The organism is Amycolatopsis sp. NPDC026612, assembly GCF_040638285.1.
In the GTDB taxonomy this organism is placed as follows: domain Bacteria; phylum Actinomycetota; class Actinomycetes; order Mycobacteriales; family Pseudonocardiaceae; genus Amycolatopsis.
The window spans coordinates 1-24,184 of sequence record NZ_JBEZYB010000104.1 but is presented as its reverse complement, the minus strand read 5'-3'; the positions used below and the strand labels follow the sequence as shown (position 1 = coordinate 24,184).

The 24,184-nt window shown below is 72.0% G+C and carries 26 protein-coding genes; 9 read left to right on the top strand and 17 right to left on the bottom strand.

All coding sequences use genetic code 11. From position 1 onward, the window contains the following. Positions 1–184: 184 nt before the first annotated feature. The gene (locus AB0F15_RS40985; RefSeq protein ID WP_360282569.1) at positions 185–784 is read right to left on the bottom strand and encodes a TetR family transcriptional regulator; all 600 of its coding nucleotides are present in this window, start codon (positions 782–784) and stop codon (positions 185–187) included. A 107-nt stretch (positions 785–891) separates the two neighbouring features. Between AB0F15_RS40985 and AB0F15_RS40980 the strand changes: the two genes are divergently transcribed. Further along, positions 892–1,644: a class I SAM-dependent methyltransferase gene (locus AB0F15_RS40980; RefSeq protein WP_360282571.1), complete on the top strand. Its 753-nt coding sequence runs from the start codon at positions 892–894 to the stop codon at positions 1,642–1,644. Between the two features lie 77 nt (positions 1,645–1,721). On the opposite strand, the gene AB0F15_RS40975 is transcribed toward AB0F15_RS40980, so the two are convergent. Continuing rightward, positions 1,722–3,173: an MFS transporter gene (locus tag AB0F15_RS40975; protein WP_360282567.1), complete on the bottom strand. Its 1,452-nt coding sequence runs from the start codon at positions 3,171–3,173 to the stop codon at positions 1,722–1,724. Between the two features lie 109 nt (positions 3,174–3,282). Here AB0F15_RS40975 and AB0F15_RS40970 point away from each other — a divergent pair, with 109 nt between their 5' ends. Then, the gene (locus AB0F15_RS40970; RefSeq protein ID WP_360282565.1) at positions 3,283–4,488 is read left to right on the top strand and encodes a cytochrome P450; all 1,206 of its coding nucleotides are present in this window, start codon (positions 3,283–3,285) and stop codon (positions 4,486–4,488) included. Positions 4,489–4,500: 12 nt separating this feature from the next. On the opposite strand, the gene lexA is transcribed toward AB0F15_RS40970, so the two are convergent. Beyond that, on the bottom strand, positions 4,501–5,154 hold the full coding sequence (lexA, locus tag AB0F15_RS40965) for a transcriptional repressor LexA (protein ID WP_360282564.1): 654 nt from the start codon (positions 5,152–5,154) through the stop codon (positions 4,501–4,503). A gap of 243 nt (positions 5,155–5,397) precedes the next feature. On the opposite strand from lexA, the gene AB0F15_RS40960 reads away from it, so the two are divergent. Next, positions 5,398–5,910 (top strand): lytic polysaccharide monooxygenase auxiliary activity family 9 protein, encoded by a 513-nt coding sequence (locus tag AB0F15_RS40960; protein ID WP_360282563.1) that lies wholly within the window; start codon positions 5,398–5,400, stop codon positions 5,908–5,910. Positions 5,911–5,963: 53 nt separating this feature from the next. On the opposite strand, the gene AB0F15_RS40955 is transcribed toward AB0F15_RS40960, so the two are convergent. Further along, positions 5,964–6,575 carry a hypothetical protein gene (locus AB0F15_RS40955; RefSeq protein ID WP_360282561.1) on the bottom strand — a complete coding sequence of 204 codons (612 nt, stop codon included), beginning with the start codon at positions 6,573–6,575 and terminating at the stop codon, positions 5,964–5,966. Positions 6,576–6,727: 152 nt separating this feature from the next. On the opposite strand from AB0F15_RS40955, the gene AB0F15_RS40950 reads away from it, so the two are divergent. Then, positions 6,728–7,174, top strand: a complete 447-nt coding sequence (locus tag AB0F15_RS40950) for a CBS domain-containing protein (protein ID WP_360282559.1) — start codon at positions 6,728–6,730, stop codon at positions 7,172–7,174. A 15-nt stretch (positions 7,175–7,189) separates the two neighbouring features. Here AB0F15_RS40950 and AB0F15_RS40945 read toward each other — a convergent pair whose 3' ends face one another. Continuing rightward, on the bottom strand, positions 7,190–8,482 hold the full coding sequence (locus AB0F15_RS40945; RefSeq protein ID WP_360282557.1) for an ArsB/NhaD family transporter: 1,293 nt from the start codon (positions 8,480–8,482) through the stop codon (positions 7,190–7,192). A gap of 380 nt (positions 8,483–8,862) precedes the next feature. Here AB0F15_RS40945 and AB0F15_RS40940 point away from each other — a divergent pair, with 380 nt between their 5' ends. Beyond that, positions 8,863–9,711 (top strand): formate/nitrite transporter family protein, encoded by an 849-nt coding sequence (locus tag AB0F15_RS40940; protein WP_360282555.1) that lies wholly within the window; start codon positions 8,863–8,865, stop codon positions 9,709–9,711. A 46-nt stretch (positions 9,712–9,757) separates the two neighbouring features. Here AB0F15_RS40940 and AB0F15_RS40935 read toward each other — a convergent pair whose 3' ends face one another. Then, complete coding sequence (locus AB0F15_RS40935; protein WP_360282553.1) at positions 9,758–10,243, bottom strand: SRPBCC domain-containing protein; 486 nt, start codon at positions 10,241–10,243, stop codon at positions 9,758–9,760. 76 nt (positions 10,244–10,319) lie between these two features. Here AB0F15_RS40935 and AB0F15_RS40930 point away from each other — a divergent pair, with 76 nt between their 5' ends. Both AB0F15_RS40930 and AB0F15_RS40925 read left to right on the top strand, forming a co-directional pair. Beyond that, the gene (locus tag AB0F15_RS40930; RefSeq protein ID WP_360282551.1) at positions 10,320–11,009 is read left to right on the top strand and encodes a TetR family transcriptional regulator; all 690 of its coding nucleotides are present in this window, start codon (positions 10,320–10,322) and stop codon (positions 11,007–11,009) included. After that, positions 11,009–11,902 carry a LysR family transcriptional regulator ArgP gene (locus AB0F15_RS40925; RefSeq protein ID WP_360282549.1) on the top strand — a complete coding sequence of 298 codons (894 nt, stop codon included), beginning with the start codon at positions 11,009–11,011 and terminating at the stop codon, positions 11,900–11,902. The genes AB0F15_RS40930 and AB0F15_RS40925 overlap by 1 nt, the downstream gene beginning before the upstream one ends. Before the next feature lie 21 nt (positions 11,903–11,923). Here AB0F15_RS40925 and AB0F15_RS40920 read toward each other — a convergent pair whose 3' ends face one another. The 4 genes from AB0F15_RS40920 to AB0F15_RS40905 all read right to left on the bottom strand — a co-directional run bounded on the left by AB0F15_RS40920 (position 11,924) and on the right by AB0F15_RS40905 (position 14,314). Continuing rightward, a complete protein-coding gene (locus tag AB0F15_RS40920) occupies positions 11,924–12,457 on the bottom strand; it encodes an AAA family ATPase (RefSeq protein WP_360282547.1) in 534 nt (177 codons plus the stop codon). 153 nt (positions 12,458–12,610) lie between these two features. Then, entirely contained in the window at positions 12,611–12,766 is a 156-nt protein-coding gene (locus AB0F15_RS40915; RefSeq protein ID WP_360282545.1) for a hypothetical protein, read from the bottom strand. A 101-nt stretch (positions 12,767–12,867) separates the two neighbouring features. After that, positions 12,868–13,281, bottom strand: a complete 414-nt coding sequence (locus AB0F15_RS40910) for an ATP-binding protein (RefSeq protein ID WP_360282543.1) — start codon at positions 13,279–13,281, stop codon at positions 12,868–12,870. 151 nt (positions 13,282–13,432) lie between these two features. After that, a complete protein-coding gene (locus AB0F15_RS40905; protein WP_360282541.1) occupies positions 13,433–14,314 on the bottom strand; it encodes an SDR family oxidoreductase in 882 nt (293 codons plus the stop codon). A gap of 87 nt (positions 14,315–14,401) precedes the next feature. Here AB0F15_RS40905 and AB0F15_RS40900 point away from each other — a divergent pair, with 87 nt between their 5' ends. Beyond that, on the top strand, positions 14,402–14,980 hold the full coding sequence (locus AB0F15_RS40900) for a helix-turn-helix domain-containing protein (protein WP_360282539.1): 579 nt from the start codon (positions 14,402–14,404) through the stop codon (positions 14,978–14,980). 27 nt (positions 14,981–15,007) lie between these two features. On the opposite strand, the gene AB0F15_RS40895 is transcribed toward AB0F15_RS40900, so the two are convergent. Together AB0F15_RS40895 and AB0F15_RS40890 are read right to left on the bottom strand one after the other, a co-directional pair. After that, a complete protein-coding gene (locus AB0F15_RS40895; protein ID WP_360282537.1) occupies positions 15,008–15,895 on the bottom strand; it encodes a pyridoxal-phosphate dependent enzyme in 888 nt (295 codons plus the stop codon). Between the two features lie 60 nt (positions 15,896–15,955). Further along, on the bottom strand, positions 15,956–16,825 hold the full coding sequence (locus AB0F15_RS40890; RefSeq protein ID WP_360282535.1) for an alpha/beta hydrolase: 870 nt from the start codon (positions 16,823–16,825) through the stop codon (positions 15,956–15,958). Between the two features lie 155 nt (positions 16,826–16,980). On the opposite strand from AB0F15_RS40890, the gene AB0F15_RS40885 reads away from it, so the two are divergent. After that, positions 16,981–18,069 (top strand): 4Fe-4S binding protein, encoded by a 1,089-nt coding sequence (locus AB0F15_RS40885; protein ID WP_360282533.1) that lies wholly within the window; start codon positions 16,981–16,983, stop codon positions 18,067–18,069. A gap of 12 nt (positions 18,070–18,081) precedes the next feature. On the opposite strand, the gene AB0F15_RS40880 is transcribed toward AB0F15_RS40885, so the two are convergent. From AB0F15_RS40880 to AB0F15_RS40860, 5 genes are all read right to left on the bottom strand, one after another. After that, positions 18,082–18,651 (bottom strand): TetR/AcrR family transcriptional regulator, encoded by a 570-nt coding sequence (locus AB0F15_RS40880; RefSeq protein ID WP_360282531.1) that lies wholly within the window; start codon positions 18,649–18,651, stop codon positions 18,082–18,084. A 49-nt stretch (positions 18,652–18,700) separates the two neighbouring features. Beyond that, positions 18,701–19,423: a DUF1206 domain-containing protein gene (locus AB0F15_RS40875; protein WP_360282529.1), complete on the bottom strand. Its 723-nt coding sequence runs from the start codon at positions 19,421–19,423 to the stop codon at positions 18,701–18,703. Between the two features lie 115 nt (positions 19,424–19,538). Then, entirely contained in the window at positions 19,539–21,182 is a 1,644-nt protein-coding gene (locus tag AB0F15_RS40870; RefSeq protein ID WP_360282527.1) for a beta-1,3-glucanase family protein, read from the bottom strand. A 623-nt stretch (positions 21,183–21,805) separates the two neighbouring features. Next, the gene (locus AB0F15_RS40865; RefSeq protein WP_360282525.1) at positions 21,806–22,939 is read right to left on the bottom strand and encodes an AI-2E family transporter; all 1,134 of its coding nucleotides are present in this window, start codon (positions 22,937–22,939) and stop codon (positions 21,806–21,808) included. A gap of 585 nt (positions 22,940–23,524) precedes the next feature. Next, positions 23,525–23,977, bottom strand: a complete 453-nt coding sequence (locus AB0F15_RS40860) for a DUF6292 family protein (protein WP_360282523.1) — start codon at positions 23,975–23,977, stop codon at positions 23,525–23,527. Between the last annotated feature and the right edge of the window lie 207 nt (positions 23,978–24,184).

Below are 24,184 nucleotides of genomic sequence, written 5' to 3'. Positions count from 1 at the left end.
CGCCCCCCCTTTCTCCCCCCACGCCCCGGTGTGGCTCACCGCGCCCGGGGGGCTTTTATGGTTGGGGGGGGGGGGCCCCCCCCCCCCCCGCCCCGGCGGGGGGCGCGCCCCCGGACCCCCGGCTGTGGTCCCGTGCGGCCGGCGCTGCGGCTTGGGCCGGTGCGGGCTTTACCGCAGTGCCGTCTTACAGCAGGCGGCGCTGGATTGCGTCGGCCGTGATCGTGTGCACCAGCTTCGTCAGCTCTTCGATGTCCGGGAGGGTGGTGCGGTCGCGGCCCGCGAACAGCAGGTGGGCCGCGCCGATCAAGGACAGGGCCAGGGAATCCACGTCCGCGTCGACGGCTATGCGGCCCTGTTCGCGTTCGGCCGACAAGTAGGTGGCCAGCATTTCGCGCGCTTCCACCAAAAGGGGTAATCCGCGGCCGCGGTGGTGCAAGCGGGTGCGCAGCTCGTCGCGGAAGAACAACAAGCTCGTCAGAGCCACGGACACCGGGTCGAACAGCTCGGTCAGTGCGCCGGTCAGGTTTTCGGCGACCGTGCGGGTTCCCGCCGCCGCACGCAGCAGGGCGGACTGATCGGTCAGGCGCGCGATGCGATCGCGCACCAGCTCGGCCAGGAAGTCGTCGAAGTCGGCGAAGTGACGGTGCAGCACGCCTTTGGCCACATCCGCTTCGGTGGTGACCGCCCGGCTGGTCAGGGCATTCGGCCCCCCTCGGAGCAGGACGCGCTCGGCCGCGTGGAACAGCTGCTGGCGCACGTCGCGCAGGTGGACCCCGGTCGGCATGCGCCCATTCTCCGGTACGCCCGACGCGACCGCCTACGCGGTTGCCGAGGTGGGCAAGTGCCCATTAAGGTGGGCGCATGCCCACTCAACCTCATGAAGCCCGCCTGATGGCCGAGTCCTTCGGTGCCGACGTCGAACGCTACGACCGCGCGCGGCCGGCGTACCCCCGTGAACTGGTCGAACGCCTCCTTGCCGGGAGTCCCGGGCCGGATTTCCTGGATGTCGGCTGCGGCACCGGGATCGAAGCGCGGCAGTTTCGCGCCGCGGGGTGCCGGGTGCTCGGGGTGGACCCCGATGCGCGGATGGCCGCCTTCGCACGCCGCGGCGGAATCGATGTCGAGGTCGCGAAGTTCGAGGACTGGGACGCCGCCGGGCGGACCTTCGAAGTCGTCGTCGCCGGGCAGGCCTGGCACTGGGTCGACCCCGTCGCGGGCCCGGCCAAAGCGGCGCGGGTCCTGCGGCCCGGCGGGCTGCTCGCCGTGTTCGCGCACGCGTTCCAGCCGCCGGTCACGGTGGCGGACGCCCTCGCCGAGGGCATCCGGCGGGTGCTGCCCGGCTCGCCGTTCGCGGGGGAGTCCCGGAGTGCCGCGGACGTCTACGACGCGATGTTCACCAAGTTCGCCGACGACATCCGCGCGGTGCGCGCCTTCGGTGAGCCGGAGCGGTGGCGGTTCGCCTGGGAGCGGACCTACACGCGCGACGAATGGCTGGACTTCCTGCCGACGACCGGCGGGCTGACCCGGCTCGCCCCGGACGCGCTGGCGGACGTGCTCGCCGGCGTCGGCGCGGCCATCGACGCACTCGGCGGGAGCTTCGTGCTGCCGTACGCGACGCTGGCGGTCGTCGCCGAGAAGCCTTGACAGAAGTTGTCGGTGAGACTTGTGAGGCCGGCGAGACGAACGACCTGATCGCCGGCCGGTCCGCCCGGGTACGCCGGTCAGCGGCCGGCGGCGGCGGGTTCCGGGGACGCTGCGGCGGTGGGCGCCGGTTCGTGGCGGGGCAGGAACGCGGCGACGGCCAGTGCGATGAGCGCGGCGGCCGAACCCATCCCCAGCACGAGCCGGAAACCGTTCTGCGAAGGCAGGGTCGCCGGTCCGAACGAGATGGTCAGCCGGGCCAGGATCAGCCCGGCGGTGGCGCTGGAGACGGACGTGCCGATCGAGCGCATCAGCGTGTTGAGGCTGTTGGCCGCCGCGGTCTCCGACACCGGTACGGCGCCCATGACGAGCGCGGGCATGGCGCCGTAGGCGAGCCCGATGCCGGCGCCGATGATGCTCGAGATCAGCACCAGGTGCCAGGCCGCGCTCATCAGGACGATGCCGAGGGCGTACCCGGCGGCGACGACCACCGCGCCGAGCATCAGCGTCGTCTTCGGGCCGCGCGTGGCCGAGATGCGCGCGGACACCGGCGCCAGCGCCATCATGACCAGTCCGGACGGCGCCATCACCAGGCCCACCGCGAGCATCGAGCGGCCGAGGCCGTACCCGGTCGCCGCGGGCAGCTGCAGCAGCTGCGGCAGCACCAGGGACATCGCGAACATCGCGAAGCCGAACACCGCGGACGCGATGTTGGTCAGCAGGACCTGGCGCCGCGCGGTCGTCCGCAGGTCCACCAGTGGCTGCCGGGTCCGCAGCTCCCAGTGGCCCCACAGCAGCAGGACGACGGCGGCGGCCGCGAACAGCCCCAGCGTCGAGGCGCTGCCCCAGCCCCAGGCCGCGCCCTTCGAGATGGCCAGCAGCAGGCACACCAGCGCGATCGAAAGCCCGGCCGCGCCCGGCACGTCGAACCGGCCACCGGTGCGGACCGGCGATTCCGGCACGCACGCGACGACGAGCGCGGTGACGACCACGCCGAGTCCTGCCGCGGTCCAGAAGAGCGCGTGCCAGTCGGCGTTTTCGGCCAGCAGGGCCGCCGCGGGCAGGCCCAGCGCGCCGCCGACGCCGAGTGACGCGCTCATCAGCGCCGTGGCGGAGCCGAGCCGCTCCGCGGGCAGCTCGTCGCGCATGATGCTGATCCCGAGCGGGATGACGCCGGCGGCGAGACCCTGCAGGGTCCGCCCGGCGACCATCGGCACGAGGCTGTCGGAGAGCGCGCCGATCGCCGAGCCGGCGACCAGCGCGCCGAGGCTGACGAGCAGCATCCGCCGCTTCCCGTACATGTCACCGAGCCGGCCCATGGTCGGCGTCGCGACCGCGGCCGCGAGCAGGGTGGCGGTGATGGCCCAGGTGGCGTCGGCGGCGGAGGCGTGCAGCAGCCGGGGCAGCGCCGGGATCAGCGGGATGACCAGCGTCTGCATCAACGAGACGGTGACGCCCGCGAGGGCGAGGACCGCGACGACGAGAGGCACGCGGGGGGACGCCTCCCGGGCGGGCGTGGATGGGTCGGGCACGAGCGGACCTCCGGTGGACGCGGTGAACCAGCGATTTAAATCAGTCGCTTGACTTAGCGTAGCAGTCTCGATTGACTGATCACGAACCGATGGCCACCGCGGAGGAACCATGACGAGCACCACCGAGATCCCCGAGTTCCCGATGCCGCGCGCCGCGGGCTGCCCCTTCGACCCGCCGCCCGCCGCCCGCGCGCTGCAGGAAACGGCCCCGCTCACCCGCGTCCGGCTGTGGGACGGCAGCACGCCGTGGCTGGTGACCCGCTACGCCGAGCAGCGGGCGCTGCTGGCCGATCCGCGGGTGAGCGCCGACGTCACGCGGCCGGGCTACCCGAGCCCCGCGCCGCTGCCGAAGGGCGGCACCGGCATCAGCTTCATCCTGATGGACAACCCCGAACACGCGCGGCTGCGCAAGATGGTGACCGCGCCGTTCACGATCCGCCGGGTCGCCGCGATGCGCCCGGCGGTGCAGAAGATCGTCGACGACCTGATCGACGAGCTGCTGGCCGGCCCGAACCCGGCCGACCTCGTCGAGGCGTTCGCGCTGCCGATGCCGTCGCTGGTGATCTGCGAACTGCTCGGGGTGCCCTACGCCGACCACGCCTTCTTCCAGGAGAGCAGCAAGGTCATCATCCGCCGCGACGCGAAGCCGGAAGAGCGGGCGGCCGGGCACCGGGCGCTGATCGGCTACCTCGACCAGCTGGTGGGGGAGAAGCTCGACCACCCCGCCGACGACCTGCTCTCCGGGCTCGCCACCCGGGTCGCGGCGGGGGAGCTGACCCGGTCCGAGGCGGCGCAGATGGGCGTGCTGCTGCTCATCGCCGGCCACGAGACGACGGCGAACATGATCGCGCTCGGCACTCTGGCCCTGCTCGAGCACCCGGACCAGCTGGCGCTGCTGCGCGACGGCGACGACCCGGCGCTGGTCGCGTCGGCGGTCGAAGAACTGCTGCGCTACCTGAACATCACGCACAACGGGCGCCGCCGCGTCGCGCTCGAAGACATCGAGGTCGCCGGCCGGGTGATCCGCGCGGGTGAGGGCCTGATCATGGCGAACGACATCGCCAACCGCGATCCGGCGGCCTTCCCCGGTGGCGACCGGCTGGACCTGACCCGCGACGCGCACCGGCACGTGGCCTTCGGCTTCGGCGTCCACCAGTGCCTGGGCCAGCCGCTGGCCCGGCTCGAGCTCCAGGTCGTGTACAGCACGCTGTACCGGCGGATCCCGACACTGGCACTGGCCACCGAGGTCGAGCGGATCCCGTTCAAGCACGACGGATCCGTGTACGGGGTCTACGAACTGCCGGTCACCTGGTGAAGTGACGGCGGGTCAGACGCTGCGCAGCACCGACACGACCGCGCCGAGGACCACCGCGCGGTCGCCGTCGATGACGTCGTAGGCCGGGTTGCGGGGCTCGAGGTACACGTGCCCGTCGCGGCGGCGGTAGACCTTGACGGTCGCCTCTTCGTCGATCATCGCGGCCACGATCTGCCCCGAGTGGGCTTCGGATTGCTGCTTGACCACGACGATGTCGCCGTCGCAGATGGCGGCGTCGATCATCGAGTCGCCGCGGACGCGCAGCCCGAACACGGTGCCGCGCCCGGTGAGGTCGCGCGGCAGCTTGAGGACGTCGTCGGTGTGCTCGATCGCCGAGATCGGCGTGCCGGCGGCGATGTCGCCGACGACGGGCACCGACACCGAGTCGCCGTCCTCGCGGGCAGCGGGACCGTGCAGGAACGCGCGCACGTCGATCGGGCGCGACACGGTGGCGCCGCGGCGCAGGAAACCCTTGTCTTCCAGGCTCGCCAGGTGCTTCGACACCGAAGACGTCGACTGCAGGCCGACGGCCTCGCCGAGCTCGCGCGTGCTGGGGGAGTAGCCGTGGTGGACCACCCAGTCCCGGATGGCGACCAGGATCTTCTGCTGCCGCTCCGGCAGAGCCGAGGCGTCGAGGTGCTCGAACGTGTCGTCGTAGGTGGTCACCGGCGTGATCCTAGAGGCACGCGCCCCGTGCGCCGCCGCCGGTCTCGCCGCCGGAGTCCCGCTGACCGGAACGCCGGCGGGTGGTTGGCGTCTTACCAACGTCGACCCCGGCGTTGCCGGCCGTTGACCGGGGTACCGGATCGAAGTATGGTCTAGACCACAATTTTCCTTCGCTCGTAACCCTTCCCGTCGCGGCGGACCTCTCGGCGACGGGGAGGCGAGCCTGTCCCCGAAGGAGCTGTGATGAACCGCAAACTGGTCGCGGCCGCGGTGGGTGCTCTCCTGGCCCCGGTGCTGGTGGTGCTCAACCCCGCCGGAATCGCGAGCGCGCACGGCTACGTCAGCTCGCCGGCCAGCAGGCAGGCGCAGTGCGCCCAGCACACGGTGCCGTGCGGGGAGATCCAGTACGAACCCCAGAGCGTCGAAGGCCCCAAAGGCCTGCGATCCTGCAACGGCGGAGTAGCCCGGTTCGCCGAGCTGAACGACAACGGCAAGGGCTGGCGCGCCGCCCCGGTCGGCCGCACGGTGACCTTCTCGTGGACCTTCACGGCCCGCCACCGCACGGCGAACTACCAGTACTTCATCGGCGGCCAGAAGATCGCCGAGGTGAGCGGCAACAACCAGCAGCCGCCGGCGACGGTCGCGCACCAGGTGAACCTGGGCAGCCACACGGGACGGCAAACGGTCCTGGCGGTGTGGAACATCGCCGACACGGCCAACGCGTTCTACGCCTGCATCGACCTGCAGGTGAGCTGACCGGGTGGCCCGGGAGCGCACGGCTCCCGGGCCCCGCTGCCGGACGGGCGGACTCACCCGAGCCGGTCCCGGCCCGCCGCGAAGAAGCCGGCTATCGCGTCCGCCCCGGCCAGCTCGCGCAGCGCGCGGGCCGCGCCGAACGGGGCGTTCCAGAACTCGCCGTCCCGCGGGTGGTGCGGGCCGACGTAGGCGTACGGCTCGCCGAGGTAGCCGTCGCCGGGGGAGACGCCGTAGTTGACCTCGCCGACCGCGATCGCGACGTCGAAGTGCTCCGGCCACAGCACCGGATCGGTGCCCGGGGCGAACTCCCGCAGCGCCCGGTCGCCGTCGGCGAAGGCAGCGAGGAGCAGCTTGAGGACCTCCGCGTCGAGGACGATGGCCTCCGCCACCCCGATTCCCGGGCCGCCGCCGTACACCCCGGCCGGTTCGCCGGCTTCGAGCCCGGCTTCCGCCGCCGCGTCGGCGTAGCTGCGGCCGGCGAGCGGGACCCGGGCCGCGTCCGTGCGGAGTGCGCCCCCTTCGACGCGCCGCTCGGGGCCCGCCACGGTGGCGAAGCCGCCGGTGACCACGCGAAGGTCGATCCGCCCGGTCGCCCGGTGCTGTGGACCCGCCAGCAGCAGCTCGGCGACGCCGTGCAGGGATCGCCGCGTCGGTTCCCACTCCATCGTGTACTCCTCGGGTAACGCCCGGGAGGTGCCGGGCACTGAGCCTGCCGTCCCCGCAGTGTTCCCGAGTTGCCGGGCGGTGCGGAATCAAGAATGCGGCAAGACCGCGTCGTCCCGGCTGCGGCCGGCTCGGTTCGCCGTAGGCTGCGGAGATGCACGCCGAGCAGATGGCCGAGGAGTTCCCGGTGGTGGACGTGGATTCCGATGCGCTGGAAGCGGCGCGGTCGCTGGCCGCGCACCGGTTGCCCGGCCTGGTCGTCACGGACAAGGACGGCAGGCCCTTCTCGATCCTGCCGGCGTCGCAGGTCGTGCGGTTCCTGGTGCCGCGCTACGTCCAGGACGATCCGTCGCTCGCCGGGGTGCTCGACGAGTCGATGGCCGACCGGGTCGCGGACAAGCTGAGCGGCCGGACGGTCCGCGACCTGCTGCCCGGCGAACCGCCGGAGCTCGCCGCCGTCGACCACGACGACACGATCGTGGAGGTCGCCGCGACGATGGCGCGGCTGCGCTGCCCGCTGGCCGCCGTGCTGCGGGACGGCACCCTGATCGGCGTGATCACCGCTTCCCGGCTGCTCGAACTCGCCCTCACCCCGCACTGAGCCGGGGCGCGCGGGTCAGGTGAAGACGAAGTACCGCAGCCACAGGTAGGGCGCGGCGACGAGCACGGTGATCAGCGTGACGATCGCGCCCTTCTTCGTGAACTCCCAGAACGAAATCGGGCTGCCCGCCCGCGCGGCGATGCCCAGGACGACGACGTTGGCGCTGGCGCCGATCGCGGTCATGTTGCCGCCGAAGTCCGCCCCGAGGCCGAGCGCCCACCAGAGGGCTTCCGAGTGCGCCGGGTCGGGGATGTCCTCGGTGAGGGCCAGTACCAGCGGGCTCATCGTGGCGACGTAGGGGATGTTGTCGATCACGCCGGACAGCAGCGCGGAGACGCCGAGGACGAGCAGGACGGCCAGCAGGGCGTTGCCGCCGGTGGCATCGGCGGCGAGCCGCGCCAGATCGTCGATCACGCCGGTCTTGACCAGGGCGCCGATCATGATGAACAGCCCGGCGAAGAACAGCAGCGTTTCCCATTCGACCGCGGCGAGGTAGTCCTTCGGCTTGACCCGGGAGACGAGCACGAGGATCCCGGCGCCGAGCAGCGCGACCACCGACGGCTCGATGTGGACCACCGAGTGCCCGATGAACGCGGTGAACACGGCGGCCAGCACGACGGCGCTCTTGACCAGCAGCTTCCGGTCGCGGATGGCTTCGCGTTCGTTGAGCTTCATGACGTCGGCGACCCGGGCGGGGTCGGCGGCGAACGAGCCGCGGAACAGCCGGGGCAGCACGAGCGTGAACACGATGATCTCGAGCAGCACGATCGGGCCCATGTTGACCAGGAAGTCGTTGAAGCTCAGCCCGGCGCGGCTGCCGATGATGATGTTCGGCGGGTCACCGATCAGGGTGGCGGCGCCGCCGATGTTGGAGGCGAAGACCTCGGCGATGAGGAACGGGGCCGGCTGGACGTCGAGCCGGTCGCAGACCAGCAGCGTCACCGGGGCCATCAGCAGCACGGTGGTGACGTTGTCCAGGAACGCCGACGCGATCGCGGTGATCAGGACGAGCAGGATCATCACCCGCAGCGGCGACCCCTTGGCGCGCTTGGCGGCCCAGATCGCGGTGAACTCGAAGACGCCGGTCTTGCGCAGCACGCCGACGATGATCATCATGCCGAGCAGCAGGAAGACGACGTCCCAGTCGACGCCGGTTTCGTGCGAGAAGAACGCGTCCTCGGAGCCGACCACCCCGAAGGCGAGCACGACACCCGCACCGGCGAGCGCGGCGACCAGCTTGGGAATCCTTTCGGTGGCGATGAAAACATAGGCCACCACGAAAACCACGATCGCGACGACGGTGCTCATCCCGGCCGCCCACCGCACATCACTTCGGGCACCAAGTCTCCCGCCCACGTCGAACCGGCCGGGCCCCGGCGGAGGACGGGCGTTGCCCCCGGCTTCCCGGCGTCTCGCGGGTAAACATGCCGCATCGGCCGCGCCGGGGCAAACCGGCACGGGGAGGTGACGTCCGCCGCACCGGTGGATCGGCAGGTGATCGTCACGTTCGCCGGCTCGGGCCGCCGTCCTTTTCGGGGCGTATGGACGACTTCACCGCGCCGAGCCGCCGCGGTGCGATTCCGGTCACGCAAGAGTGACGCCGGCGCTACGGCGATGTTTCCGGCTCCGGTTCGACTGGGCCGGTGATCATCCGATCACCGTAGTCCGGACCGCCAGGAGGAGCAGCCGTGCCCGTCCCGATTTCCGAAGCCCTCACCGTCCAGGCCGATGCCGCGCGAGGCAAGATCGCCGAGCTGCGGCGGCCGGGCCGGTACCTCGTGAGCTCGGCGCTGGCCGGCGCGTACATCGGGGTCGCCGTGGTGCTGCTGCTCGCCATCACGGGACCGTTGAGCGCGGCCCAGTCGCCGTGGACCAAGCTGGTGCAGGGACTGGTGTTCGGGATCGCGTTGACGCTGGTGGTGTTCGCGGGCGGCGAGCTGTCGACGGGCAACATGATGACGATGGTGCAGGGCGTGTTCGCCCGGCGCCGCGGTGCCGGCGCCGGGCTCGCCGTGATCGGGGGATCGTTCGCGGGCAACCTGCTGGGCTCGGTGGTGTTCGCCTGGTTGATCCACGAGAGCGGCATCCTGCAGGCCGGCGCCACCCCCGGGCACGCCGCTCCGGCGGCCGCTCTGCTGGCGGCCACGGTGAAGGCGAAGACCGCGGAATCCGCGGCGATGCTGTTCTTCCGCGGCGTGCTCTGCAACTTCCTGGTCTGCCTCGCGGTGTGGACGGCCGCCCGGACGAAGTCGGACGGCGCGAAGCTGACGCTGATCTTCTGGTGCCTGCTGGCTTTCATCGGCTCCGGCTTCGAACACGTCGTGGCCAACATGACGGTGTTCTCCCTCGGTCTGTTCGAGGACGTGCCGGGCGCCACCACCGGTGCGTTCGCGGTCAACCTGGTCCTGGTCGGGCTGGGCAACCTGGTCGGCGGCGGCGTGATCGTCGGCGCGGGCTACGGCTTCCTGGGCCGCGGCGAACCCGTCGTGACGGCGGCGCGCCCGGCCGAGGACGCGCTCGAGCCGGTCTCCGCGTAGCGGGGCCCACGATCGCGGTGAACTCGGCCGCTTCAGGAGGAAGCCGTCACCGCTCGTCCTCCGGCCGCAGTGGGGTGCCGGGGCGCAGGGCGCCGCTTTCGTCGAGTTCGGCCAGGAGGGCGGGCACGCCGACCGTGAGCATCTTCTTGCGGACGGCGCCCAGCACCTTGGCCATGGCGAACCCGCCGACGCCGGTGAACCCGGTGTGCCGGTAGGTGAACCGGGTGCCGCCGGCCGTCGGTTCCAGCTGGTAGCCGACGTAGCTGGGAGCTTCGCCCGCCGCACCCACCCAGCTGTAGCGCAGGAGTTCCCGTTCGCGGACCTCCAGGACCTCGCACTCGACGATTCCGCGCCAGCCGGGCATCGGCTTGGCGACGAACTGGAACCGGTTGCCGGCCACGGGTTCGAATCCGACCGCGCGGGCGCCCTTTCCGGTCGAGGTCCAGCGGGGGATGAGGGCCGGGTCGGTCACCGCCCGCCAGACCTTCAGGGGCGAGTGGGGGTAGTCGCGGACGATGGTGATCGCGGACATGAGCGGAACTCCTCAATGCTGTGACTGTAAAAGTACAGTAACAGAACTTTTGGAGTGGCTGTAGTAGTCTTCGGACGTGGCCAGTTCGGGAACCCGCCGGGTGGACGGGGAAGGGTTGCGCGAGCGCAAGAAGCGCGCGATGCGCCGGCAGTTGTCGGACACCGCCGCGCGGATGTTCGTCGAGCACGGCTTCGACGCGGTCCGCGTCGCCGACGTCGCGGCCGCCTGCGGAGTGTCGGAAAAGACGGTTTTCAACTACTTCCCGAGCAAAGAGGCGCTGGTGCTGGACCGGCTCGAGCCCCTCGCCGAAGCGCTCCGGACCCGCTTGGCGGATCCCGCGCTGCCGCCGGTGGCCGCGATGCTGAAGATCCTCGACGAGGAGCGACGCGCTCTCGCCGCGACCCTGACCGATGCTCGGGGTGCAGACGCGGCGCTGGCCGGGTACCGCAAGTTCGGCGATCTCATCCGCGAGAACCCGTCATTGCGCGCCTACCAGAACGACCTCGCCGACCGCTTCGTCGACGTCGCCGCCGAAGCGCTGGCCACCCGGGCCGGGCTCCGGCCCGCCGATCCGGAACCCCAGATCGCCGCCGTCGCGCTCCTGGGGCTTTGGCGGATGCACTACCGCGCCTTGCGGGTGCGGCTGCAGCCCGGTCAATCCGTCGAGGAGGCCCTCGCCGCGGCGGCCGGCGACGTCCGCAGCGCCGCCTCCTTGATCGAAAGCGGCCTGGCCGCGTTTCCGGCGCACAGTGGTGCCGTCGAGTGATGACAGAGCTGCCGCTGGACCAGGTCAGGACGCTGCTGGCGGTGGTCGACGCCGGTACGTTCGACGCCGCCGCGGCCGCGCTGCACGTGACGCCGTCGGCGGTGAGCCAGCGGGTGAAGGCACTGGAACAGCGCACCGGCAGCGTGCTGGTGACCCGCACGAAACCGGTGCGGGTCACCGACTCCGGGCAGGTGGTGGTCCGGTTCGCGCGGCGGCTCGCGGCCCTCGAGCGGGACGCCCGAGCCGAACTGGGCCTGAGCGGCGAACCCGTCCGGGTGGCGATCGCGGTCAACGCCGACTCGCTGTCCACCTGGTTCCTGCCGGCGCTCGCCGGGGTGACCGCCGACCCGCCGATCTGTTTCGAACTGCACCGCGAGGACCAGGACCGCACCACCACGTTGCTGCGGGAGGGCCGGGTGATGGCGGCGGTGACGTCCTCGGCCATCCCGGTCCAGGGCTGCTCCGTGCGCCCGCTCGGCGCCCTGCGCTACCTGCCGCTGGCCGGTCCGGCCTTCGTGGCGCGGTGGGTGACCGGTGCCCTGCGGGAAGACCTGTCGACAGCGCCGGTCGTGGTGTTCGACGACCACGACGACCTGCAGGACGCGTTCGTGCGCGAGCTCGGCGGGGACGGGGCGAGCCCGCTGCGGCACCACGTCCCGGCATCGGAGGCGATCGTCGCCGCGATCGAAGCCGGCCTCGGCTGGGGCATGGTGCCCGAGGCGCAGGCGGCAGCCGGGCTGCGGGGAGGCACGCTGGTGCCCCTCGCGCGGGACCGGCCGGTGGACGTGCCGCTCTACTGGCAACAGTGGAAACTGGACCTCCCCGAACTGTCCACAGTGGCCGAAGCGGTCGCTGCCGCGGCGTCGGCTTCGTTGCGCAGCACCGGTTCCTGACCGGTCGAGTCCGGGAGAAGGTCAGGACGGCGTCAGCCGTTCGGCGGCGTTCGCGTGCTGCAGAACGAGTTCCACGCTGTTCGCCACGCTCGTCACGGCCGTGTCGATGACCAGGTGGTCGCGGTCCCATGGCTGGTATTCGCGGTCGGCCACCTGCTGCCAGGTCGGCAGCCGGAGGCCCGCGATGTCGACGGTCCGGTTCTCCACGCGGGAGCGGTGTTCCTCCGGCCGGGAGCAGACCAGCTCGACTTCGGGCGTCCACCGCCCGTGCCGATCGCCCACCTGCCTCCAGGCATCGCGCGTGATCTTCAGGGGGTTCACGCATTCGGCGACCACGGTGACGCCGAGGTCGAGCTGGTCGCGGGCCAGCGCGTACCCGACGAGGTAGCCGGACGCCCGGGGCTTTTCCGGGAGTTCGCGGGAGTCCGCCAGCGCCTGTTCGATCCGGTCGATCCGCAGGTAGGCCGCCCCGAGTTCGCGCGCCACGGGGACGGCGACGGTCGACTTGCCCGTGCCGGGAAGGCCGCCGAGCAGGATCAATCCGGGCCGGCGCATTCGTTCCTCCTCCACTGCTTCGGCGGACCTTCCGCCGTGTCGTTCAGCGAAACGGGAACGCCGGACCCGGCGCAGGGCCGGAAGCTGTGGCTTCCGGCCCTGCGCAAGACTTCGCGAGGAGCGAACTTCCCGCGATGCGGGGGAGTGTCCGGCTCAGTACCAGTGTGCGCGGCCGCCGATCTTGCGTCCGGTTCCGCCGACGATCGCCAGGATGACGCCCGCGACGGCGAGCACGATGCCGATCGTGTACAGCACCGGGATGCCGATGACGAAGCCGAGGATGATCAGGATGACGCCGAGGACGATCACGGTGGCAGAGCTCCTTTTCCGGAGGAACCGCCACCCTGAGCTGGTGGCGGCTCGGTTCGGCGCGGAGATACCCGCCTGCCCCGCCGGTCAAACAGGCGTTCTCACTCGGCAGGCTGAGCTGCGGAGACGATCTCGGCCCAGACCGTCTTCCCCGTCGGCCGCTGGTCCTGTCCCCAGGCGATGGTGCAGTGCTCGACCAGCGCGAGTCCCCGCCCGCCGGTCTCCGAGGGCGGCCGGGGGCACGCCGGATCGCGGCACGAGTCGTCGACTTCGATCCGCAGCCATCCCGTGCGGCGCAGCAACCGCACCTGGCGGGGCGGGGTCCCGTGGCGGAGCGCGTTCGACGCGAGCTCGTCCAGCACCATGATGGCGTCCGCCAGGTCCGCTTCGGACAGATCGTGCAGCGCGGAACGGGCCCAGCGGCGAACCCAGGACAGTTCCGCCAGGTCGTCCTCGACGTCCAGCACCAGGGTTTCGACCTGCTCGCCGGTCGCTTCCGCGTACTTGGTCGACATCGGCCCCCCACCTTCCTCGCGGCCTCCGGGCTGAAGGCTCGTGGGGTCCGGGTACCCGTGTTCCCAGGACCGGAACACGGGAAATCGGCGTCCCGGTCCGGCCGGCGTCTGTGCGAGCGGGACCGCGGGTCGCCTTCCCCGTGCCGGTCGGTCAGGGCCGGAGGTTCTCGAGGTCTTCCAGCAGGCTCGGGTGCTTCGGTTCCCAGCCGAGCGTCTGCCGGGTATGGGTGCTGGAGGCGGGCTGGTCGGCCGCGAAGATGACGCCGAGGGGGCCGTAGGAGTCCACCGGCACGGGCTCGACGGGCAGGCCCAGCCGCCGTCCGATGACCGCGGCGATGTCCCGCACCTGGTCGCCTTCGTCGTCCACGGCGTGCCAGACGGTGCCGGCCGGCGCCTGCTCCAGGGCGAGCCGAAAGAGCACCGCGGCGTCGAGGGCGTGCACGGCAGGCCAGCGCTGGGTGCCGTCGCCCGGGTAGCCGGACACTCCGCTGCGGCGCGCGATCCCGGTCAGCACGCCGGCGAACCCGCCGCTGCCCTCGTTGTGGACCGTCCGTGGCAGGCGCACGGCCGAGCTGCGGACTCCGCGCGAGGCCAGGTCCAGGACTCCGGCGACCGCACGGCCACGGCCACCGACCGGCCCTTCGGTCGGAGTCGGGTCGGCCTCGGTCGAGGCGCGGCCCGGCACGGCGGGCGTGCCCGAGCAGGCGACGAAGGGGCGGTCGCTGCCGAGGAGTGCCTCGCCGAGGGTGGCGAGGGCGGCGCTTTCCTCGGCGACCGCGGTCGCCAGGGCCTGGGGGCTGCTGAAGTCGTTGGCGAAGGCCAGGTGGAGCACGCCGTCGGCCTGTGCGGCGCCGACGCGCAGGACGTCCAGGTCGGCCAGTGCTCCCCGGATCGGTTCGGCGCCGGCGGCCGAGACGGCCTGCGCGGAGGCGTCGGAGCGGGCGAGGGCGAGGACGGTGTGACCGTTGCCGAGAAGCTCGGCGACGACGGCGGAGCCGATCAGGCCGGTACCGCCGGTGATGAAGACGCGCATCAGGATTCTCCCGCAAGTGATGGGACTCTTGTCCCGTCACCGTACCAGAGTGATGGTACAAGAGTCCCGTCGCCTATGATGCTCCCCATGGGTCGCTGGGAACCGGGAGCACGCGAACGCCTCGTCGTGGCGGCCGTCGACCTGTTCACCGAGCAGGGCTACGACGCCACGACGGTCACGCAGATCGCCGAGCGCGCCGGGGTCACCAAGAGCACCTTCTTCCGGCACTTCCCCGACAAGCGCGAGCTGCTGGTCGCCGGCCAGGAGGCACTGGGCAGGCTGCTGACCGAAGGCATCGCCGAGGCGCCCGGCGACGCCGGCCCGCTCGAGGCGGTCGCCGCCGGCCTCGTCCGCGCCTCGACCGCGATGGGCCCGGTGAACCGCGAGATCGCCCCCCGCCTGAAGGCGGCCATCGCCGCCAGCACGGAACTCCAGGAGCGCAACGCACTCAAGAGCGTCAGCCTCGCGGCCGCCATGACCACGGCCCTGATCGCCCGCGGCGTGCCCGATCCGACCGCCGCCCTCGCCGGCGAGCTCGGCGTCCTCGCGTTCAAACGGGGCTACGCCGCATGGTCCGACGGCGACGGCGCCACCGAAGACGGGTTCGCCGCCTGCCTCATCGAGGCTCTCGACGAGCTGCGCGCCGCGAGTGCCTCGCTCGGCTGACCGGACGCCACGGCAACGGCGCAGCCGTCAGCTCAGCACCGCGATGATCCGGGTCCCCCGTGCGAAGTCGCCGGCCTCGATGCGGGCGAACAGCCCGTAGAGCATCTTCGCTTCGTACACCCGGTCCGGCGTGATGCCATGGCGCTCGTCGAAGTCGGCGATGAAGCTGTCGAGTGCCGAGGTGTGCTTCGCGTAACCGCCGAAGTGGAAGCCGGTCTCGACGGACCAGTTCGCCGTCGCCACTCCGTAGGCTTCCTGCTGCAGGCGACGTACTTCGTCCGCCAGGAACTCGCCGCCCTTGAGCACCGCGAAGCCGAGCGCGTGCCGGGGACCCGGCAGGCCGGCGGCGATACCGGCCAGTGTGCCGCCCGTTCCGGTGGCGCAGCAGATGACGTCGAAGTCCGCCGGGAGCTCGCCGACGAGTTCCGCGGTGCCCCGGACGGCAAGGCCGTTGCTCCCTCCTTCGGGGAGGACGTAGCAGGCGCCGAACCGATGCTCCAGCGCGGCGAGCACCTCGGGCTCGGTCTTGCGGCGGTAGGTGGCCCGGTCGAGGTAGGTCAGAGTCATGCCGCGTTCGACGGCGGCGGCGAGGGAATCGTTGAGCGGGTGGTGTTCCTCGCCGCGGATGACGCCGATCGTCTCGAATCCGAAGCGGTGGCCGGCCGCCGCTGTCGCGCGGATGTGGTTGGAGAACGCGCCGCCGAAGGTCAAGAGCCTCGAGAAACCTTCTTGCCGGGCGGCCTGGAGGTTGTACCGGAGCTTGCGCCACTTGTTGCCCGGTATCTCCGGGTCGACGAGGTCGTCCCGCTTCAGCCGGAGGTGGACACCGTGGGGCACGAGCCGCTCGTCGTGCAGCTCCTCGAGCGGCGACGGCAGGTTCGCCAAGCAGGCCTTCCCGCCTTCGCCGGAACTCACCCGAGGCAGCCTAGTACCGGTTCGTTCCGGGCTCGCCGGGCTCATCGGCGGCTCGGTGCGTCAGGCTGCGGAGTTCACCAGGTCGGCCAGCACATCGGGCCGTTCCAGGGCGATGAAGTGGCCCGCCCCGGACACCAGCGTGAAGTCGGCCTCGGGCAGCAGGTGCTTGTTGGCCTGCCGGTCCGAGGGCCGGGACCAGTCCTTCTCGCCGTAGACGAGGTGGATGGGTGCCTTGATTTCGGGGTAGCGCGAGCGGGCCGCGATGAGGCTGGGCAGGTTCTGGTAGACGCCCCGGGCCACGGTGGCGTAGCCGGGACGCTGGCCGACCTGGAGGAGTTCGTCCAGGTAGTCCTCGCGCAGGGCGCTCTTGTCGCCGAGGCCGCCCTGGAGGATCTTGCGGAGCACGGGCTTGGGCTCGATCCCGGCGACCACGGGGCCGACGCCCGGGGCGAGGACGCCGGTGACGACCAGCCGGGCGAGGAGGCCGGACCGGGCGATGCCGCCGGCGAAGTCGTAGGTGTTCACCGCGACGACGCGCCGGACCCGGTCGGGCTGGTCGGCCGCGGTGGTCAGGGCGAGGACCGCGCCCATGGACTCGCCCAGCAGCGTCACGTCGTCGAGGTCCAGGTCGGTGAGGAGCCGTTCGACGCCCGCACGCATCGCCGGTTCTTCGGAGGACGCGCCGGGCACGATCTCGGAGTAGCCCATCCCCGGGAGGTCGACGGCGTAGACGGTGTACTGCGCCGAGATCAGCGGAATCAGGTGGCGGAAGTGCTCGGCCTGCGTCCGCACGGTGTGCAGCAGGATCAGGGGAGCGCCGGTGCCCGCCTTGAGGTAGCGCACCGTCCCCTCGTGCCGTCCTCGGGCGGCGAGGGTGTGGCTGGTGGTGCCGGGAATCTGGATCGTGGGACTTGACGTCTGGTCGGGCATCTTGCCGGCTCCTGGGTGCGACTGAAGAAACCAATCGGTTTCGCGAAGTGTAAACCGATCGGTTTCCAAGGGCAAGCCGAGGTGCTACCGTGGGAAAATGATCAGAAACCGATCGGTTTTCACCTCGGGTGCCGATCGACTGACGAGGAGGCCGGATGACCAGCGCACCCGCCGATGAGCCGAAGCTTCCGGCGAAGCTGGCCGCCCACCCGTCGGTGCGAGCCGTGCTCGCCCGGCGCGCGGCCGGGGGAGCCGCGAGGCCGCCGGCGGTGATCGACGCCGCCTGGCTGCGGGAGCTGTGCCTGGCGGCCGGGGCGGACGACGTGGCCGCGGTCGGCCTGGACCACCCCGACCTGGCCGGCGAGCGCGAGTACGTGCTGGGCGCGTTGCCCGGCACCCGCACCCTGATCGCGATGGCGTTCCGGATGAACCGCGACAACTGCCGCTCCCCGGCGCGCAGCGTGGCCAACCAGGAGTTCCACCAGACCGACGAACAGGCCAACCACACCGCCCGCGACGTCACCCGGGCCCTGCAGGACGCCGGCTACCGCGCGCTCAACCCGTCGGTCGGGTTCCCGCAGGAGATGGACCGCTTCGGGACGGACCGGATCTGGGTGGTGGCGCACAAGACGGTCGCGGTGGCCGCCGGGCTCGGGGTGATGGGGCTGCACCGCAACGTGATCCACCCGAAGTTCGGCAGCTTCGTGCTCCTGGTCACCGTCCTGGTCGACGCCGAAGTGAGCGCGTACGGACAGGCGCTGGACTACAACCCCTGCATCGACTGCAAGTTGTGCGTCACCGCCTGCCCGGTCGGAGCCATCGGCAAGGACGGGGACTTCGACGGGCTGGCGTGCACCACGCACAACTACCGCGAGTTCATGAGCGGGTTCACCGACTGGGCGCAGACCGTGGCCGACAGCGAGGACGCCGCCGACTACCGCTCCCGGGTGACCGATGCGGAAAGTGCCTCGATGTGGCAGAGCCTGAGCTCTCCGCCCGGTTACAAGTCGGGCTACTGCGTGGCCGTCTGTCCCGCCGGCGAGGACGTCCTCGGCCCGTACCTGGAGGACCGCAAGGCTTTCCTGAACACCGTGCTGCGACCGCTGCAGGAGAAGAAGGAGACCCTGTACGTCATGCCGGGCTCCCGTGCGCAGGAACACGCCGGGCGCCGGTTCCCGCACAAGCCGGCCAAGGAGGTCACCGGTGGCTGGCGGCCTCCGGCGAAACGGCAGGCCTCCTCCTGACCGGTGGCCCGCTCAGCGCAGGCCCGCCGCCTCGAGCAAGGTGACCACGGTGGGGGCGATGAGCCCCTTCAGGTTGTCGGCTCCGATCCCCGCCCGGGCGCTGGCGCCGTCGAAGACCAGGAGGAGCTGCCGGGCCAGCAGGTCCGGGTCGCTCACGCCGCCCTGTTCGGCTTCGGTGCGGAAGAACGTCAGCAGGTTCCGCTTGATCCGGCGGGCCACCCGGCTCGCGGGGTGGCTCCGGTCCTTGAGTTCGATCTGCACGGCCAGGTAGCGGCAGCCCTGGAACCCGGGCTCGGCCGCCTGCGCCGCCACCCGCTCGAAGACGTGCAGGATCCGGTCGCGGGGTGAACGGCCGTCGCCGGCCGGGGGCAGCAAACCGGCCACGAAGCTGGCGGCGCCCTCCTTCAGGCTCGCCGCCAGCAGTTCGTCCTTGCTCTCGAACAGCTGGTACATCGAGCGCTTCGACACCCCCGCCGCCTTGCACAGCGCCTCGACGCCGATCCCCACGCCGTCGCGGTAGGTGAGGGTGGCCGCTGCCTCCAGCAGCCGCTCTCGGGAGGTGGGCTTCGCCTCGGTGGTCATCCTCCGAGATTAGCCGGTTTCCCGCGGAATGAAAACCGATCGGTTTACCTCAGATCTTGCGGAACCGGCTTTCGAGGAGCGCGAACACGCCGAAGACCGCGATGCCGGCGGCGAGCGCCAGGAGCAGGACCTGCCCGTACGGCTGCACGGCGAGCGTCTTGAGCGCCGGGTCCAGGCCGGCGGCCTTGGCCGGGTCGTAGCGGACGGCGGCCAGGACGAACATGGCGCCCACCGTGCCGTACGTGATCGCCATGGCGCACCAGCCGATCTGGCCGAGCCGCTCGGTCGAGCGCCGGATGCCCCGGGATGCTCCGCTGAAGTCGAGGTCGTGGACGAACTTCTTTCCGATGCCCCGGTGGGCGAGGAAGGCGGCGGCGACGATCACGGCGGCACCGGCCGTGACCACTGCGGCGGCGCCCCACGGTTCCGCCAGCACCGTGGCCACCACCGAACCCGCCTTGCCGGACCCGCCCGTGGCGGTCTTGCCCGCGCTGTAGGCGACGAGACCGTACAAGACGACTTCGACGCCGCTGGTGATCCGCCGCACCCGCCGGCGGCGCGGTGGGGCGTGCCGGTGGCCGGCGATCGCTTCGGTGAGCTGCCACAGCGCCAGCAGGCCCGTCCCGGCGGCCACCACCCACAGCAGCCACGCCCCGCCGCCGGCGGCGACCAGCTGCAGGGCGCCGGCCTTGTCCGCCTTCTCGTGGTCGCCGAGCGCCACCTGGGCCGCCAGCCACGCGACGATCAGGTGCACCACCGCGTAGCAGGTCAAGCCGATCCGGGCAAAGAGGGTAAATCCTCTGAGTTCGGGCACCGGGGGATCTTCGCCTACTTCGCCCCGCTTGGCCAGGCTCCCCGGGTCGTGACCGACCCGGGGAGCGGCCCGGTCAGCGGGTGAAGGTGAACCAGTTGACGTTGACGAAGTCCGACGAGCTGCCGGAGAACGTCAGGTAGAGGTCGTGCACGCCGGTGGCCGCGCCGACCACGTTGGCCGGGACCGTCTGCCACTGCTGCCAGCCGCCGTTGTTCGCGAAGTCGATCTCGGCGATGACCGGGCCCGACACGCTGTCCAGGCGCGCCCGGACGGCCCCGCTGACCCCGGCGGCCGCACCGGAGGCGAGGCGCGCGACGAACTGGTTCGGCGAGCTCGACCCGAAGTCGACGCGGGCGTACTTGAGCCAGTCGCCGTTCGCCAGCCAGCCGACGTCCACCCCGCCCCCCGTGTCGCCGCACGACTCGTTCTGGGTGCCGCTCTGCGCGTTGTAGGCCTCCGCCTGGATGGTGGAGTACGCGCTCGTGCCGCCGGAGCCGGGCGGGGTCGTGCCGCCGCCGGCTCCCGGTCCGAGCGAGACCGTCCAGGACGTCGGGGCCGGGTCCTGGAGGTGGCCGTCGACCGGCTGGGCGCCGGTCGGGCCCACGTCGTCGTACGGGAAGGCGTAGCCGATCGACGCGTACTGGTGCACCAGGCGCGCGTAGTGGTTGGTCGTGGCGTCCCGGTAGTACTGGGACGGCGCGACGCCGTCGGGCTGGTTGTTGCCGTCGGCCACCAGCAGGCTGCTGCGGTTGAGCGCGGCGGCCAGGCGGGCGGCGACCGCGCCCCGGGCGTCGCTGCCGGAGTTGTACAGCGGTCCGCTCGCGCAGCCGAAGATGTCGGCCGCGCTCGGCTTGGTGAACGGCACGCCGTTGGTGTTCAGGCCGGCGAAGACGATCGCGTCCCCGCTGACCGTGCCGGTGAAGGAGCCGATGCCGCCCTGCCCGTTGATCGTCAGCGGGGTCGTGCGGTAGTGGTCCCAGACGGCGTTGAGGTAGTTCGTCCAGTAGCCGCCGAAGTCGACGGGGGAGTGGCCGGGCGCGAGGACCCGCACCACCTTGCCGGCCGCGTCGGTGACGACGAGCCGGTCCCACGGCGCACCGTCCGCGCTGTGCTGCGCCCGCAGCCCGTCCGCGATGCTCCCCAGGGCGCCGTTCGGCAGGGGGCTGACCGACTGCGAGCCCGCCGCGCCCGTGGTGGCCATCGACACCGGCAGCGCCACCATGTCGACGTAGCTGATGTTCGCGTAGAGGTTCGCGCTGTTGTAGGTGAACTCGCAGAACGTCCAGTTCGTCTGCCAGTTCGGGTCGGAGCTGGTGAAGCCGGGCTGCACCAGTCCGGGTCCGGGGTTGACGAAGAACTGGATCTTCCGGTCGACCGAGAACCACACCCGGCCACCGATGAGGTAGTCGGACAGCGTCACCGTGAGCTGGGCGCCCGAGCCGCCGAGCGGGATCGCGTAGTCCGGGACCGGCGTCACCGGCGAGGACGGGTTGGGCAGCGCGTGGAACCGGCCGTCGGCGGTGACGAAGCCCGGGCGGCCCGAGGTGTCCGCGCCGGTGATGTAGGCGTAGACGGTGCCGCTGCCCGAATTGTTCTTCAGCGTCAACGGCAAGGCCGCGGCGGCCCGGGCGTTCGGCGCGGTGACGGCGGACCACAGCGGCGTACCGGCTGCGGCGGCCACCAGGCCCGCGGTGACGAAGGTACGCCTCGACAGCATGGCACCTCCTCGGGAAGGGCGGACTTCCCGCGGGCCGTGCACCCGCGTCCGCCGGAAAGCGTGATCGGACGGTAGGTACGCGTTCCGGCGAGGTCAACACCCGGCGGGCCGATCGGGCACTAACGGCCCTCGACGGTGCCCTTTTGATCCGGACCAATGCGCGTGGTGGTCCGGCCCGGTGCGTTCGGGTCTATTGTGGACGGTGAGCGAGCAGGCCGGACCGCGACAGCTGTGGCGTGGCAGGACTGTCGGACCGTGAGCGGCGTCGTCGGATATTCGAGCGCCACCCCATCGATCGCCGGGTCCGAGGGGATTCGGTCGGGCGGCGACGGACTGGACCGCCGCTGTGTGCTCGAGGCACAGGCGGCCGGACGGCGGACGGTGACTGTCAGTCACCGCGGGGTTCGGCCGGAGAGGTGTGCCGGGGTGCCGTGCACAAACTCGAGAGCGTGCTCGAAGGCGTGTACGGGCGGAGGGACCACCACAAGGGCGGGGACTCCATCCGGCACCAGGGCGGGCGCGCCGGATCATGACCGTCCGCCATGGACGGGGTTCGGCGAGCCGATGGCGGTGGCCCGCGCCAGGCCGGTCTGCTCAGCGGAGGCGGCGCACAGGACGCGCCGTCATGGGGCGCCGGCGTCTCGGGCGCGGTCTTCCGGACCAGCGCGGGAAGCGCCGGGCCCGGTTCGCCCGGGCGAGTGGTTCTCCGGCCGGGTGGTCAGGCTTCGCACGCCCGAGCTGAAGACGGCCAGCAGGGGCACGGCGAGCAGGGCCCCGACGATGCCGGCGGTGACGAGCCCGGCGGCCAGCGCGAGAACCACGGCCAGGGGATGCAGCCGGACGGCCCGCCCGAGCAGCAGTGGCTGCAGGACGTGGCTTTCGAGTTGCATGACACCGACGACGACGGCGAGAACGATGACCGCCGCCCACACTCCGTTGGCCACCAGTGCCACGAGGACGGCGATTCCGCCGGCGATCACCGAGCCGATGACGGGGACGAACGCACCGAGGAAGACCAGCGCGCTCAACGGAGCCGCCAACGGGACCCCGATGATCACCAGGCCGAGGCCGATGCCGGCGGCGTCGACGAACGCGACGACGGCGGTGCCGCGGATGTAGTGCGCCAGGGTGGTGAACCCGCTGCGGCCGGCGACGTCGACGCGGTCGCGCAGGCGTGCCGGCACGGCCCGCAGCACGAACGCCCAGATCGTGTTTCCCTGGGCGAGGAAGAAGATCAGGCAGAACACGGTGAGCAGGGACTCGGCGAGCAGTTCCCCGACGGTGATCGCGGTGGTGAGGGCACCCGAGGCGATCGCCGACTTGTTCCGGCCGAGCATGGCGGTCAGGTTGCCCAGCATTTCGTCGAGCTGGCCCTGGCTCAGGTGCAGCGGCCCGGTGCGCAGCCAGGTGTGCAGGTCGGTCAGGCTCGCGGTGACCTGGTCGATCAGCCCGGGCATACCCACGGTGACGCTGATGACCACGAACGTCACCACGCCGCCGGCCAGCGCGATTCCCCCGACCAGCACGATCGCGGTCGCCGGTCCGCGGGGCACCTTCTTGCCCGCCAGCCAGGAAACGGCCGGGGAGAACAGGCCCGCGAGCAACAGCGCCACCGCGACCGGGACCAGCACCGAGGCCAGTTTGACGGCCAGGAAGCCCACGACCGTCAGTGCGCCCGCGACGATCAGCGCGCGCCAGGCGACCGCGGCCGCGACGGAGAGCCCGTACGGCACGGGGGAAGAGTCGTGTTCCGGCATCGGATCAGCGCACCGGCGCGGCGGAGCGGTCCGGTGCCGCCATCCTGCCGGCGCGGCCGGCAAGGAGGGTTTGCGGTCCTGGCTGATGCCGCGGGAAGGTTCGCGTGGCGGTCATGAAGCTCCTGCTCCTGGTGTGGGATGGCCGGGCTCGGCCACACTGGCGGCCGCTGTGAGAGCAGGGTCCGGACGCTCGGGAATCCGCGCTCCGATCATACCGCCGGCCGGCTCCGGCGCGGTCTCGTTTCCCTGGCCGGCGGGGCTACCGCGAAGGTGCCCGCTCCGGAACCCGGTGGTCGTGCACCGCGCCGACCGTCCGTTCGCCGCCCGAGGAACGGCGAGGCACGCGATGGTGGCACGCGCGCCGTGGCCGTGCTCGGTGCGGGCCGTGGTGCTCGCCGACCTGCCGGCCGCGTTCGGCGGCGGCTGCACCGCGGGACGCACCGGCAGCGTTCCGGGCCGGTACCCGGCCACCGCGACCGGGACCGAGCCGGACGGAATTCCCGAACGGGCCGCCGCCGCCGGAATGCGGTGCCGGGCCTTGTTGTCCGGAGTGGACGGCCCCGACCACGCCGGTGGGTCACGCGGTCAGCCGCCCGCGGGAACGGCGGAGCCCGGTTCGGGGGCGTCGCGGAGGTAGGGTCTCAGCCGTTCGGCCAGCGACCTGCGGGTCGCGGCGGCCACCGGCCGGGGACGCTCCTGACCGGTGTGGCGCCCGGCGGCGGTGTCAGCGACGAACCGAGCGACCGCGTCCGGGGGCGGCACGAGGTTGTCGCCGCCGTGGTACGCGAGGACGATCACGGCTTCGGCGGGGTCGGTCTCCACCGCGAGCGACCAGCCGCGCCGTTCGCTCCACACCAGCATGACGTCGTGGTGCGGCCGGTCGCGCCAGCGTCGGGGGAGCCCGAGGTAGGCGGTGGCCGTGTCGCTGATCTCGACCGTCGTGCTCTCGTCCGGGACGCCGACCGCGGCCGCGACCGCGCGCACGTACTCGCCGAGGCTGCGTTCCAGGGTCCGGGTGTCGGGTTCGGGGTGCTCCATGCCCGCCACGCTAGGCGGCCGCCGACCGGCGTGCCGCGCGGACCCGCTACCGGACGGTGCGCGACGGGTCCCGCGGGAACTTCCGGTGGTGGGCCCCCCCCCGGGGGGGCGGGGGGGGCGGAGGGGCAGCGGGCAGCCGGGGGGGGGGGGGCGGGGTGGGGGGTTGGGGCAGGCAGGTGTGGGGGGCGGGGGGAGGTTGAAGGGGCG

Coding starts and splice junctions, on each gene's coding strand:
- AB0F15_RS40905 (WP_360282541.1), bottom strand. CDS start 14,314: ATGCGCGTCTTCATCACCGGCGGTACCGGCCTGATCGGCTCCGCCGTC.
- AB0F15_RS40970 (WP_360282565.1), top strand. CDS start 3,283: ATGACGAGCACCACCGAGATCCCCGAGTTCCCGATGCCGCGCGCCGCG.
- AB0F15_RS40985 (WP_360282569.1), bottom strand. CDS start 784: ATGCCGACCGGGGTCCACCTGCGCGACGTGCGCCAGCAGCTGTTCCAC.
- AB0F15_RS40885 (WP_360282533.1), top strand. CDS start 16,981: ATGACCAGCGCACCCGCCGATGAGCCGAAGCTTCCGGCGAAGCTGGCC.
- AB0F15_RS40860 (WP_360282523.1), bottom strand. CDS start 23,977: ATGGAGCACCCCGAACCCGACACCCGGACCCTGGAACGCAGCCTCGGC.
- AB0F15_RS40945 (WP_360282557.1), bottom strand. CDS start 8,482: ATGAGCACCGTCGTCGCGATCGTGGTTTTCGTGGTGGCCTATGTTTTC.
- AB0F15_RS40955 (WP_360282561.1), bottom strand. CDS start 6,575: ATGGAGTGGGAACCGACGCGGCGATCCCTGCACGGCGTCGCCGAGCTG.
- AB0F15_RS40865 (WP_360282525.1), bottom strand. CDS start 22,939: ATGCCGGAACACGACTCTTCCCCCGTGCCGTACGGGCTCTCCGTCGCG.
- AB0F15_RS40980 (WP_360282571.1), top strand. CDS start 892: ATGGCCGAGTCCTTCGGTGCCGACGTCGAACGCTACGACCGCGCGCGG.
- AB0F15_RS40910 (WP_360282543.1), bottom strand. CDS start 13,281: ATGTCGACCAAGTACGCGGAAGCGACCGGCGAGCAGGTCGAAACCCTG.
- AB0F15_RS40960 (WP_360282563.1), top strand. CDS start 5,398: ATGAACCGCAAACTGGTCGCGGCCGCGGTGGGTGCTCTCCTGGCCCCG.
- AB0F15_RS40920 (WP_360282547.1), bottom strand. CDS start 12,457: ATGCGCCGGCCCGGATTGATCCTGCTCGGCGGCCTTCCCGGCACGGGC.
- AB0F15_RS40950 (WP_360282559.1), top strand. CDS start 6,728: ATGCACGCCGAGCAGATGGCCGAGGAGTTCCCGGTGGTGGACGTGGAT.
- AB0F15_RS40870 (WP_360282527.1), bottom strand. CDS start 21,182: ATGCTGTCGAGGCGTACCTTCGTCACCGCGGGCCTGGTGGCCGCCGCA.
- AB0F15_RS40900 (WP_360282539.1), top strand. CDS start 14,402: ATGGGTCGCTGGGAACCGGGAGCACGCGAACGCCTCGTCGTGGCGGCC.
- AB0F15_RS40890 (WP_360282535.1), bottom strand. CDS start 16,825: ATGCCCGACCAGACGTCAAGTCCCACGATCCAGATTCCCGGCACCACC.
- AB0F15_RS40880 (WP_360282531.1), bottom strand. CDS start 18,651: ATGACCACCGAGGCGAAGCCCACCTCCCGAGAGCGGCTGCTGGAGGCA.
- AB0F15_RS40935 (WP_360282553.1), bottom strand. CDS start 10,243: ATGTCCGCGATCACCATCGTCCGCGACTACCCCCACTCGCCCCTGAAG.
- AB0F15_RS40925 (WP_360282549.1), top strand. CDS start 11,009: ATGACAGAGCTGCCGCTGGACCAGGTCAGGACGCTGCTGGCGGTGGTC.